We start from the raw sequence: 13308 nt of genomic DNA, 5'->3' as shown, positions 1-13308 counted from the left end.
TAGTCATTAAGACAATCTTAACAACTGCTCTTTAACCTGTTCCATCATCTGCTGGTATTTAACTTTCTTTTCCTTTTCTTCGTTAATCTTCTTTTCAGGAGCCTTACTTACAAAGTTAGGATTTGAAAGCATTCCATTAACACGTGCTAGTTCCTTTTCAAGTCTTGTTACTTCTTTTTCAAGACGTTCTTTTTCTTTTTCAATATCTACAAGTTCAGCAAATGGCATGTAAATTGTTGCCTTAGGAATAACAACTGATACTGCATCATCTTCAATACCTGTCTTGTCTTCCTGTATAATTACCTGACTTGCATATCCAAGTGTTGCAAAGAAAACATTACCATTCTCAAAAATTTCTCTTATGCTAGCATCATCTGATACAACAAATACTTTTGCTTTCTTGCTAGGTGCAACATTCATTTCTGATCTGATATTTCTAATTGAACGTACAGCTTCCTTGATTGTTTCAACTGCAGCTTCTTCTTTTGCAAAAGTATTTTCTTCTGTATATTCAGGCCATGCTGAAATCATGATTGATTCTTCTTCGTCCTGAATTGTACAGAATATTTCTTCTGTAACAAATGGCATATATGGATGTAAAAGTTTTAATGAATCAATTAATACTTTCTTAAGTGTCCATAATGCAGCCTGTTTTGTATCATCGCTATCATTGTACAATCTTGGCTTAACCATTTCAATATACCAGTCACAAAATTCTTCCCAAATAAAGTTGTAAATTTTGTCGGCTGCTATACCAAGTTCAAATTTATCAAGATTTTCTGTCACATCTTTGGCTAAAGTGTTAACTTTTGATAAAATCCACTTATCCGCATCTGTAAGATTTTCAGGTTTCTTACTTAAATCAATATTTTCTTCAGGAAGATTCATCTGAATAAATCTTGAAGCATTCCATACTTTGTTAGCAAAGTTTCTTGATGCTTCTACTCTTTCCCAGTAGAATCTCATGTCGTTACCTGGTGCATTACCTGTAATAAGTGTAAATCTTAATGCATCTGCACCGTATTTATCAATTACTTCAAGTGGATCAATACCGTTTCCAAGAGACTTACTCATTTTACGTCCCTGAGAATCACGAACCAAACCATGTATTAATACTGTATTAAAAGGAACTTCTCCCATATGTTCAAGTCCTGAGAACATCATTCTGATTACCCAGAAGAAAATAATATCATATCCTGTTACTAAAACATTTGTAGGATAGAAATAATCTAACTCTTCTGTCTTGTCAGGCCAACCAAGTGTACTAAATGGCCACAAAGCTGATGAGAACCATGTATCAAGTGTATCAGGGTCCTGTCTCATTTCTTTACCACAGCATGGACATGTAGCATGGTCTTCTTTTGTTACAACCATTTCTCCACAGTCATCACAGTAGAACGCAGGAATTCTGTGTCCCCACCATAACTGACGTGAAATACACCAGTCACGAATATTTTCAAGCCAGTGGAAATATGTTTTATCAAAGTGTGGTGGTACAAATTTTGTATCGCCATTCTTAACAGCGTCAATTGCAGGTTTTGCAATTTCATCCATTTTTACAAACCACTGTTTTGATACTCTAGGTTCAATAGTTGTATGACATCTGTAGCATGTACCAACGTTGTGTTCATGATCTTCAATCTTAACAAGGAAGCCTTCTTTGTCTAAGTCTTCAACAATTGCTTTTCTTGCTTCATATCTGTCCATACCTGCGTACTTTGGATAATCATCAACAATCTTAGCATCATCTGTTAATACATTAATAACAGGTAAGTTATGACGAAGTCCAACTTCAAAATCGTTAGGGTCATGAGCTGGTGTAATCTTAACTACACCTGTACCAAAATCAATACCTACATAGTCATCAGCAATAATAGGAATTTCTCTTCCAACTAAAGGAAGTGTAAGAGTCTTTCCTACTAAATCTTTATATCTGTCATCATTTGGGTTTACTGCTACTGCTGTATCACCAAGTAATGTTTCAGGTCTTGTTGTAGCAAGCTGAATATAGCCTGAACCATCTGTTAAAGGATATCTTAAATGCCAGAACTTACCAGCCTGATCTTCATATTCTACTTCTGCATCAGAAATTGATGTTAAGCAGTGTGGACACCAGTTGATGATTCTTTCACCACGATAAATCTGTTTCTTATTATATAAATTAACAAATACTTCTTTTACAGCCTTTGAGCAGCCTTCATCCATTGTGAATCTTTCTCTGTCCCAGTCACATGAAGAACCAATCTTCTTAAGCTGTGAAACAATACGTCCACCATACTGTTTCTTCCATTCCCATGCTCTGTCAAGAAAAGCTTCTCTTCCAATATCTTCTTTTTTTACGCCTTCTTCACGCATCTTTTCTACAATCTTTGCTTCTGTAGCAATTGATGCATGGTCAGTTCCAGGAAGCCATAAAGCTTCATAGCCCTGCATTCTTTTAAATCTAATTAAAATATCCTGCATTGTATTATCAAGGGCATGTCCCATGTGGAGCTGTCCTGTAATATTTGGAGGTGGCATAACAATAGTAAATGGTTTCTTACTTCTGTCTACTTCTGCATGGAAGTATTTCTTCTCCTGCCACTTCTCATAAAGTCTGTCTTCAATCTCTGCGGGATTGTAATTCTTCTCAATTTCCTTCATTTTTTCCTCCTGTAACATTGCCCTGCCTTCGGCTGGTGGCAATGTGTGTCTATTTTTGTCAATTAGTACACATACAAGAAAAAAGAGCAGCAACGCTACTCTTTTTCTTCTGTATTCCAATGGTAGCACTAAAGGGCGAATAAATTCGCGGTACCACCTTCATTTATCTCTTCTCTTATCCTATAACGGAGACGAACCGATTGTGGCTAATGGACTCTTTCTCACCACAACTGCTTAAAAACTACCTTCACAAACACTTCTCTAAAGGGCTTCCACCATTCCCTTCTCTCTGTCAAAGGTTATTTGCTACTCCTTTTCATCATCGCATTTGACATATAGAAATATAATATAAATTTTATTTATGTTTGTCAACTTTTTCTCTGATTTTATCAGTCATTTTATTATATCCCAAATACTTTTTCATCAATTCGACAATCATTGATACCATTAGGCTTATTGCAAGTAGAACAATAATTATAACCGGTGGATATTTAAAACTATAAATAAACTTTCTAAAATACGTTGCTCTGATAAATGTATGTATCAGGAAAATATTCATTGAATGCTTTCCTATAAAACCAAGTGCTGTGTTTAAATATTTTATAGGATTTATAAATTCATAGCAAAAACAAATAACTATAAAAGGAATTACCCCATCTTTTATTTCAAACAAAATTGCTGATACTCCACTCTGTCTAAATTTAATGGATGCAAGTATTAAAATAATTCCTACTAATAATTTAACTGTTTTATTAAGAATATTTGATTTTTTTATCACTTCATAATTTGCAATTTTCACAAGCCACTTTTTATCAGCACTTACAATTCCTAAAAACACAACAGGTAACCAATGTATTATAGACGAATCTGTCACTGCTAATTGTCTTGATAAAATTGAAAACAAAACAAACATATACACAAAACCAATTTTTTCGTATATCTTAATTGCAAGTGGAATAATCAAAATAAGTGTAACAGCCAAACTCATATACCACCATGTTCCTACTAACGTAGGTGTACCAAACAAATTGGCTATCCCCAGTCCATCTAAACAGAAATATATTACTCCTTGAATATTTTTCCCATATATCTCGATTGGAAGTCTGTTGTAAATAAGTCCAAATATTTCACAGAATAAAAACACAAATATCCAGCCTATATACAAATTAAAAAATCGATGTTTAACATATTCGGAAATATTGTCATATTTCAATTTTGACAACTGATATTGTTTTTTTAATGATATTGTAATGCCATAAGCTGTTAAAAAAACAAAAATCGGTACACAGATTTTTAGAAAAGCAGCTATATAATTCACAATACTCTCCGAAAAAGGACTAAAGACTACTTGCAAATTTCTATATCTGTCTCCTGATAAAAAGCAATGATGAAACATTAAAAATAAAATTGCTATACCTTTTATTATGTTTGTATCTTTTTTTGAGAAATTCTCTTTCATATTTCCCTATATCTCTCATATTTGTCCTATCAGCATATAATATCACATTTTCTATAACATTTAAACTAATTTCCACTTAACACATCAATTAATTTAACTTTTATATTTATTTTGTGATATATTTACGCAGGAGGAGGTATGTTATGAAAAATTTATCTAAAATTATCTTACATACGCTAAAGGAAAATTGTGGGCAGGACAATGCAACGCCAACAAGCCAAAAATGTACGGCTATTCAATTGGTAGTAAAACAAGTAGTAGCCCTACATTATCAAAAAAGCTTGCGATGTATGTTCCCGATTATACGCAAGGGGTAGTCATAAAAAACTTTTGAGTCAATCTCATATGTTTCATGCAAATATAAAGTTGACCGAATTCTACGTTTAAAAATAAGTAACTTAGAATAAAATCATTATATACAAATAACAATACTCATAACAAATTCAGCACCCTCATTTGAGGGTGCTTTTTCATTCAATATAATCTTCGAAATTTTAACTATTAATTTCTACAATATATTCTTTCTGACATTTTCTTATAAAATCCTCTTCTTTTTCCTTATCCCAATCTGACTGAATTTCCACTTTCATTTTTATAAGTTCGGAACGAAGTCTGTTTACAACAGTGTCAGTTACTGAATATTTGTTTTGGTCTATTTTCAATCTTTTGTCGTTATCTGTAATAAGATCACACATAATAATTGATTCTAAAGATTCGTTGGTTTTGTTTAATCTGTAAGCACTTCTAAAAGCTGCTGCTGCCTGTTCATACTCAAAAAGTCTTGCATAGGCAACACCTAAGTTGTTGTACACATCACCATAAAATCTCTCTGGCAAATCATTGTTAATTGCCTTACTTAATATGTTGTTATAATAAGTTATTGCCATGTTATATTTTTCAGTATCCATTAGAATGTCAGCTTTTGCCTTCCATCTTTCTGCTGCTGTTTTTGAGCAAAGAGCCTCTAAATGATTACCCAGCTTTTCAGCCATTTTATCTGTAAAATACTCTGAGTTCTTTATAACATAAGCAATCTTCTCACCAATTTCACCTTCATTAGCAATTATCTGTTTTATGCCTGCTGCAATATTATGCTGCTTTAAATCCTTGTCGATGTAATCTATTAACTCATCACTAAAAAATTTGTCATCAATTAAATACAGATAATTGTACAGATAATAACTTAATTCCTCAATTGAATAAATATTTTTATTTACTTCTTTTATGTAAAAAGGTTTATCACAATGAGTTGTACATAATCTAATATAGTTCACGTTTTGTACCTTGCCTTTCCATGATTTACTGTAAAGTCACTTCTCTTGTGACAGTCATACCTGAACTTTCAAAAAAGTCACCGAAGCCTAAATCTTTTATTGTTATTTCAAATTTGTTTTCTTCCACATATCTGAAATCAACTTCTATTCTTGTGGTGTTGGGCTCTCTTTCAGGAAAATCCCTTAAGTCAATTTTGAATGTATCGTTAGAATGATTAATTAAATCCTGAATTTCAAAAACTGCTTTTGTTGGCTTTTCCATAATGCATTCCATTTTCGATGTTGCATCATACCAGTAATCTCCAATGTTTGATAAGGTTATGTTACTGTCCTTACCTTTGTATTCTACAGCCATTGTTATCTTTACTCTTGTTCTTCCTTTACATGAAATAAGATATTTATCAAGAGTAGGTGGCAGGAAACATTCTTTTGCTCCGTATGCCGCACCTTTTACAATTAAATTATTACCTTTGAATACTCTTCTGTTTCTGCAGATTGTCTGAAGAGTCTTCTGCCAGCCATCAAGATAAAAACCTGCACCTGACAAATAAATTCCTGAAACTACATGTTTCTTTAATAACTCATCCATGTAATCTGCCAAAATTCTATCACATGAATGAATGTCTTTTTTTGCCATTTCCAAGTCAAAAAGATTACTTAAATCTTCTACTTTTACATCGGCAACATGTGGTTCACGACCTCTTACAACCTCTAAACGTCTGCAGGCAAATTCATATTCGTTTAACTCCAAAAACAGAACTTTGTTAATCCAAATATCTTTATTCTGATTAAGTGTATAATAAACAAAACTTTCTGAATGACTTATTACTCTGATATCATCTTTCTGGTAACCTAGGTCAGTCAAAACTTCTTTTATGCCTTTTAGTACATTTTGATTAACTTCCTCAACAGTTACTAAAATATTTTTTATAAGTCTTCCATTACATTGATTAACTGCAAGTTTCAATAAATATGCAAAGAAAACCGTCATTATTTTCCCTACATCTTCTTCTGTATCCTCATTAAATAATAAAGGTAGTTCCCTAATCAGTCTGCTGTTTTCACTGTGGCTTTTGTTTATTGCCTCATCTCCTGCAGACCACTCTTTTAGTTCACTGTTAAAGCAAACAGCAGTTGGTATAAGATAGTTATTTTCTGTTCCTATACTAACCGACTTTGGTTTTCCTGTATCATCTAAATATGATAGTTGTGAATAATCTCTTGAAAAATCAATTCCTAAAATTATTTCTTTTGCCAACTTTCATTCCTCCCTTGTTTTTGTATCTCAAATATATTTCTGTGTTTTCTACAATAATTTATAGTAATTTGAATATTTCTCTACCTGCTTCCTTACACAATTGATAAGACTGCATCATTTCTCTCGCTGCGTCTTCTCTTCCAATTTTTCGGCATATCATCATACTGTTAATCATTCCAAATCTACTTTCATCATTGTATGTATTTTTCTCACTAATACATATTGAGTCAGTTGCAACTTCTTTTCCATAAGGATACTCATCAGAATATTCCAAAATCTTGTAAGTAATTTTTTCCCCATAGAACATAATGATATTCTTTGTAAAAATCCCCGGATAAATGCTATTCATTTCTTCAGTATTTTCTACCTGTTCACCACCGTTTTTGTTAATTGTATAAACAATATTAACTCTGTGTTTTGGATTAGTTCTATAATCAATTATTGTTTTGTCTATTAAGTCAAATGGTATTTTAAACCATCTGTTAAACTTTTTATAAAACTGAAAAATAATCTTATCCTTAACAAGACTCTTTATTAATCCTTCACAAATTTTAATTTGTCTTTCAGTAATATTAGTTTTTGAGGACATTTTTTCCACAAAAGCTATTTTAACAATAACAGGTGTTGCCAACCCGTTAAAATATTCCTGTTCCAAAATCTCCCAAACACTATCCGGACATTGGATTTTTTTAACAAAATAATTGTATGTTACATAACTGTAAAATGCTTTTCTTATTACTGTTCTTGTTACGCCTTTTATATACTCTTTATACAATTCATATAATCTGTCATTAACCTGTCCTTCAAAAATAACATGTACAAGTAATTTTTCTACAAATTCATTGTCTGTTATATTCATTACTTTCATTTGAGTATAAAGTTTGTACAAATTCTCTGTTCCTGAATTATAGTATTTTGCCATGTATTTAAGAACAGCTTCATCCGTACAGCCTTTCTCAAATACATAACCACAGATTTCTGTTAATAATTCATTTTCACTGTAGTGTTGTTCTGCAACATAATGCCTGCAGACTTTTTCTAAAAGACCTTCGTTAATTGACAAATAACCATACTTATCTAAATATGGCATAACCTTTTCCCAAAGTTCTTTTTTAATTAGAATTTCAAGTAACTTGTTTCTTGATGCCATTGACAACTCTTCCATGTCAAACTCAAGTATATAGTCATCAAACTGTCCCTTATCAAATTCCTTGTAATAATAGTCAACAATAAACTCTTTTAAGTAATTTTTAAACTCAACTGTTAATGTGTCAGATTCTTCTATTTCTTTAAGCTGTACAACCTGCCCTACATATTTTTCAGGAGAATCCATAACATCTTCTAACTGACATAGCATTGTCATTAGATTATTGCCTGTCTTTGTAAGTGGTGCCGTAACCTCCATTTTTTCCATGGTATAATCTACATCTGCTAATACTTTTCCACTATGATTAATGAAAACAATTACCGGCTCTTTTGTATACAATGTAATATACGCTTCACCATCTGTTAATGGCATGCTCTGTATACTTTCCACTTCTTTGTGGGAAACAATAACATTTGTTATGTCCTGATTATTAACCTTCATTCTATAAGTGTTCATAATTCCAGGCATATATTCATCTAAGTTACCATCTAAAAATTCATCATCTAATATATACGAATATATTCTCTTTAAATGTATATTGTTGTTTCCTTTAAGCAACTGTTCTGTTACATATTTCTCCAAGCCGGCTTTGTACTTAGGATATAGTTCATCATTTTTTCCTAAGTTTTCAAGCATATTGGCATAAAAATAATCTTTGTTATAAACCAATGTATCTGTACCATAAGAAAAATATTTGTAGGCTGTTTTCTCCAGTGGTTCATAACTGTTAATGTCTATTGAATATATGTAGTATTCATAAAGGTTAGTAATTTTTAATTCTTTTCTTACACCTTCTCTTAACCACTTAAAATATTCATTATTGATTTTTCCGCTGTTAATTATTTCACTGCATATTGAAGTTAAAACTTCATTGTCCTTAGTTTCTTTATAAATTCTGCTTAAAATATCAATATATAACGGCTTAAAACTTCTCTCGCTATTCATAAGGTCAGCTGCCTGCTTTGCAAGCTCTACTTTTACCATTGAATATTTTCCTGCAAAGTTTAAAACCTGAATTTCAAATCTGTTCATTACACGAAGAAGTTCAGGCTGCTTATTAATGATTTTAGCAGCTTCATAATACATAACAGGACTTGTACAGCCTTTATTAAACATTCTTTTAATTAATGTGTATTTAAGACTTGGATTTTCGTCATATCTGCTGTCCATATTAAATAAAATCCAAAGTATCTGCCAGTTATCGTGACCACCCTCATAATACTGTTCTATTTTTTTCTTAGCTTCATTTGTAAAGTCATATTCGTTCTTGTACAAAGCTGCCAGATATAAATAATAACAGTAGGCAATTACATTTTTAGGATTGCTGTCTTGAATATATTTAGCTGACTCATCTAATGCTAACTTGGCAAGTTCTTTGTTGTTATTAAGAATAGCCACCTGCGCCTTTAACAGATTACCTGTAATATCACTGTTATCTACAGTTAATCTCTGTTCAGCAATATCTGCCGCATCATCAATCCACTTTCTGCCTGTTATGTTACCTGTTCTGAATTTCAAATAATTCTTTATTAAGAAACCGTCTGTTGTTCTTAGCTTTATATAATCACTGTTGTCATTTTTGGGATTCTTTACAACAACCTTGTATTCTTCTTTTCCACCTGCTGTTTTAAAAATAATCTTTCCTTCATTCATGCCACAATGAAGCTTTGCAGTGTTTAAATAATAAGAATATTCCATTGTCTTTCCGTTAAACTGTTCACTTGTAATTCTTTCCTTACAGTTATAGAAAAACTCTCCCTCTAATTCCACATCAATTTCGGCATAGCCCCATGTGTTTCTTGTAATAATTAATGTGTCACCATAATTGTCTGTTAAATTCTCATATTCTTTTGTTTCACTTTTTAATGATATTTTTACAGGTTCTTTTAAGCCCATTGCAACCATGAATTCTTCTAAGGCAACATCTCTATTTGCGTTTCTCATTAACTGCTTATAGAGAGCTATACCATGATTATCACCCTTTAAGAAATATTCAGAAAATTCCTTTGAAATAAACAAAATCAAGGCTTCGTCATAATTAGTTCTAACGTATTCCACAAAGTCCTCAAGTGTTTTTAGCACTCCTATTTCTGTAACAATTTCCCTTTCTTTTACTTTTATTTCAAAAGGTATCTCAAATTCACCTGCTGTTGTTATTATATTTATTTTTCCTATACACACTTTGTTTGGTACAAGATTTTTCCCATTTATAATATAATGTAATCTATTTTTTATACCGTTAAACTGATTGTATCTAAACACAAAATGGCTGTCTGAAGAATACGCAATCCCTTTTATGTCCATTGAGTTTTTTCCAACAATTGCAATGTCACCTTCAATAGTTTCATCAGCATCCAGTTCAACAGTTATTTTATTTTCAGATATTAAAGCATCGGCAATTTCGTATGAAACATTACCTGATGCAAGTCTTTCCATTAATACTTTCAATTAAATTACCTCAAAAATTATTTTCCTATTAGCTTAAAATACTCTTTTACTTCCTGCTCATATCCTAAATCACCGGGTTCATAAAATCTGGTTCCCACCAAACCATCAGGTAAATACTGCTGGTCCACATAATGATTTGGATAATCGTGAGCATATTTATAACCTATTCCATGTCCAAGTTTCGCTGAACCCTTATAATGTGCATCCATTAAATGAGTTGGCACCTTCTCTGTTGTTGTATTCTTAACAGTAGACATGGCACTAAAAATTGCATTGCATGCCGCATTGCTTTTTGGAGAAGTTGCCACGTAAATAACAGCTTCTGATAAAATAATCTGCGCTTCAGGCATACCCACTCTGTGAACTGCATCAGCCGCAGATGTTGCAACAACTAACGCCTGTGGATTGGCAAGTCCCACATCCTCTGCAGCACAAATCATAATTCTTCTTGCTATAAAATCAACACTTTCTCCTGCATAAAGCATTTTTGCCAGATAATACACTGCTGCGTCAGGATCAGAACCTCGCATACTTTTTATAAATGCAGAAATAGTATCGTAATGATTATCTCCACCTTTGTCATATCTAAGGGCTCTTTTTTGAATACACTGTTCTGCTACCTGCAGGGTTATGTGAATCTTTCCATCTTCACTTGGATCAGTTGTTAAAACTCCCAGTTCCACTGCATTAAGGGCAGTTCTTGCATCACCATTTGAAAGTTCTGCTAAGAAGCCTACTGCCTCATCGTCAATAATCGCATTGTACACACCCATACCTTTTTCTGCATCATTAACAGCTCTATATATAAGCGTTTTAATATTATCTGCCGTAAGTGGTTGTAGTTCAAAAATAATTGATCTTGATATTAAAGCTGTGTTTACTTCAAAATATGGATTTTCAGTTGTTGCACCTATTAAGATTACCGTTCCATCTTCTACAAAAGGTAACAGATAATCCTGCTGTCCCTTATTAAATCTGTGAATCTCATCTACAAAAAGAATTGTTTTCTTACCACTCATTGCCATGTTGTTTTTGGCTTTTTCAACAACTTCTTCCATATCTTTTTTCCCTGCTACAGTTGCATTAAGCTGTGTAAATTCTGCACTTGTAGTATTTGCAATTACTTTCGCCAATGTAGTTTTTCCCGTTCCCGGAGGGCCGTAAAAGATTACTGAACTTATCTTGTCAGCTTTAATTGCTCTATATAACAATTTGCCTTTGCCAATTATATGTTCCTGACCTACAACCTCTTCTAAAGTAGTCGGTCTTAATCTACTTGCCAAAGGTGATTCTTTTTCGCTATTTATATTTCTTGCATAGTCAAAAATATCCATATTTTGCCTCTTTTGTTCTAATTTTTTTAACTAAAATAATTACATTTTCAAAAGATTTCGTCTCTTGATTCTGCATAATCATTTATATTAGGGTATATAACCCCATATTCCTACATATTCTACCACATAAAAATAAGAATATGAAGAAATAATCTATATTTTTAACACTCATTGAGAAAAATGCTATTTTATGGTAAAATACTTAATTAAAGTGTTAAACTGTGAAAGTACAAATCTCATTACAGTTTATTTATTTAATTAACCTGCCATTTAATTTTATTTAGCAGATTAATTACTTTTATTAATTTTTACATAATTACATATTTTATTGTTACAGAGAGGAGGCACATTTTATGCCAAATATTCGTAAACATGTAGACGAAGAAAAATTAATGCCACAAATAAACAAATATGCTGACCGATGCATAACTAATTCATGTATTGACCCTGCTTTATATGACAAATACAACGTAAAAAGTGGTCTTCGTGAAAAAGGTGGTCAGGGTGTTCTTACAGGGCTAACAGAAATCGGTGATGTTCACTCATTTGATATTGTCGATGGTAAATCTGTTCCTTGTGAAGGTAGATTGTTTTATCGTGGAATTGATATAAATGATATTGTTAATGGTTTTATTAAAGAAGACCGTTTTGGATTTGAGGAAGTTACATATCTTCTTTTATTTGGCGAATTACCAACAGCCCGCAGATTAGAAAATTTTAATAAAGTAATTGCAGAATACAGAACATTGCCTGCTACTTTTGTTAGAGATATTATAATGAAAGCACCAAGTTCAGATATGATGAACCAATTGGCAAGATGTGTTTTATCTCTTTATTCATGGGATGACAATCCCGATGACACATCCATACCAAATGTTGTAAGACAGTGTATCAGTCTTATTTCAAGAGTTCCATTAATATCTGTTTACAGTTATCACGCAATGAGACATTATCATTATGGTGATGACTTGCATATTATTAATCCAGATCCAAATCTTTCGACAGCTGAAAATATTTTAAGACTGCTTAGACCAAACAGTACATACACAAAACTGGAAGCCAAAATATTAGATTTAGCTTTAGTATTACACGCTGAGCATGGTGGTGGTAACAATTCTACTTTCACTACTCACGTTGTATCTTCATCAGGTACTGATACATATTCAGCCATTGCTGCTTCTCTTGGTTCTTTAAAAGGTCCTAGACATGGTGGTGCTAACGTAAAGGTTAAGCGTATGTTTGACAACATGAAGGAAGCTGTTAATGATTGGAATGACGATGAAGAAATCAAGAAATATCTTCGTGGTATACTTGATAAGAGACTGTACGATAAGTCAGGTCTTATTTACGGTATTGGACATGCAGTTTACGCCATATCTGATCCTAGAGCAATTCTTCTTAAACAGTTTACAGAAAAGCTTGCTGTTGAAAAAGGTCGTACTGATGAATTAGCATTATACAAGAATGTTGAACGTCTTGCACCTGATGTAATTTCAAAAGCACATAAACGTAAAAAAGTTGTAAGTGCCAATGTAGACTTCTACAGCGGATTTGTATATTCAATGTTAGGCCTGCCTGATGAATTATATACACCTCTTTTTGCAGCTGCAAGAATGTCAGGTTGGAGTGCTCATAGAATTGAAGAAATCATTAATGCAGGTAAAATTATTCGTCCTGCATATAAGAATGTTGCTGAACCAACAAAATATGTTCCATTAAGCAAACGTAGAAAAAGCTAATTTTTC

At 32.4% G+C, this 13308-nt stretch carries 8 protein-coding genes and 1 other annotated feature; of the genes, 2 read left to right on the top strand and 6 right to left on the bottom strand.

The genetic code is table 11. The annotated features are described in order from the left end of the window. Window positions 1–6: 6 nt before the first annotated feature. Together DW006_RS02510 and DW006_RS02505 are read right to left on the bottom strand one after the other, a co-directional pair. Window positions 7–2643: a valine--tRNA ligase gene (locus DW006_RS02510; RefSeq protein ID WP_117998906.1), complete on the bottom strand. Its 2637-nt coding sequence runs from the start codon at window positions 2641–2643 to the stop codon at window positions 7–9. Window positions 2644–2771: 128 nt separating this feature from the next. After that, window positions 2772–2975 (bottom strand) — a binding site (T-box leader). Between the two features lie 23 nt (window positions 2976–2998). After that, entirely contained in the window at window positions 2999–4102 is a 1104-nt protein-coding gene (locus DW006_RS02505) for an acyltransferase (protein WP_117998905.1), read from the bottom strand. 143 nt (window positions 4103–4245) lie between these two features. On the opposite strand from DW006_RS02505, the gene DW006_RS12020 reads away from it, so the two are divergent. Then, window positions 4246–4419 carry a hypothetical protein gene (locus tag DW006_RS12020; protein ID WP_158561047.1) on the top strand — a complete coding sequence of 58 codons (174 nt, stop codon included), beginning with the start codon at window positions 4246–4248 and terminating at the stop codon, window positions 4417–4419. 177 nt (window positions 4420–4596) lie between these two features. Here DW006_RS12020 and DW006_RS02500 read toward each other — a convergent pair whose 3' ends face one another. From DW006_RS02500 to DW006_RS02485, 4 genes are read right to left on the bottom strand one after another with little or no spacing between them, the layout of a single operon-like run. Continuing rightward, on the bottom strand, window positions 4597–5376 hold the full coding sequence (locus DW006_RS02500; RefSeq protein ID WP_117998904.1) for a tetratricopeptide repeat protein: 780 nt from the start codon (window positions 5374–5376) through the stop codon (window positions 4597–4599). A 25-nt stretch (window positions 5377–5401) separates the two neighbouring features. Further along, complete coding sequence (locus DW006_RS02495; protein WP_117998903.1) at window positions 5402–6634, bottom strand: DUF5716 family protein; 1233 nt, start codon at window positions 6632–6634, stop codon at window positions 5402–5404. 58 nt (window positions 6635–6692) lie between these two features. Further along, the gene (locus DW006_RS02490) at window positions 6693–10229 is read right to left on the bottom strand and encodes a DUF5717 family protein (RefSeq protein WP_147337630.1); all 3537 of its coding nucleotides are present in this window, start codon (window positions 10227–10229) and stop codon (window positions 6693–6695) included. Window positions 10230–10246: 17 nt separating this feature from the next. Continuing rightward, a complete protein-coding gene (locus DW006_RS02485) occupies window positions 10247–11563 on the bottom strand; it encodes a replication-associated recombination protein A (protein ID WP_117998901.1) in 1317 nt (438 codons plus the stop codon). Window positions 11564–11916: 353 nt separating this feature from the next. Here DW006_RS02485 and DW006_RS02480 point away from each other — a divergent pair, with 353 nt between their 5' ends. Beyond that, on the top strand, window positions 11917–13302 hold the full coding sequence (locus tag DW006_RS02480; RefSeq protein WP_117998900.1) for a citrate/2-methylcitrate synthase: 1386 nt from the start codon (window positions 11917–11919) through the stop codon (window positions 13300–13302). Window positions 13303–13308: the final 6 nt, after the last annotated feature.

The sequence above is a fragment of the Eubacterium sp. AF36-5BH genome (assembly GCF_003460505.1).
In the GTDB taxonomy this organism is placed as follows: domain Bacteria; phylum Bacillota; class Clostridia; order Lachnospirales; family Lachnospiraceae; genus Eubacterium_G.
The sequence above is the reverse complement of the archived record's forward strand: the minus strand, read 5'-3'. Positions and strand labels throughout refer to the sequence as shown.

Bases quoted from the DNA above. Each gene is read 5' to 3' on its own strand.
- DW006_RS02510 (WP_117998906.1), bottom strand. From the start codon at position 2,643: ATGAAGGAAATTGAGAAGAATTACAATCCCGCAGAGATTGAAGACAGA.
- DW006_RS02505 (WP_117998905.1), bottom strand. From the start codon at position 4,102: ATGAAAGAGAATTTCTCAAAAAAAGATACAAACATAATAAAAGGTATA.
- DW006_RS12020 (WP_158561047.1), top strand. From the start codon at position 4,246: ATGAAAAATTTATCTAAAATTATCTTACATACGCTAAAGGAAAATTGT.
- DW006_RS02485 (WP_117998901.1), bottom strand. From the start codon at position 11,563: ATGGATATTTTTGACTATGCAAGAAATATAAATAGCGAAAAAGAATCA.
- DW006_RS02480 (WP_117998900.1), top strand. From the start codon at position 11,917: ATGCCAAATATTCGTAAACATGTAGACGAAGAAAAATTAATGCCACAA.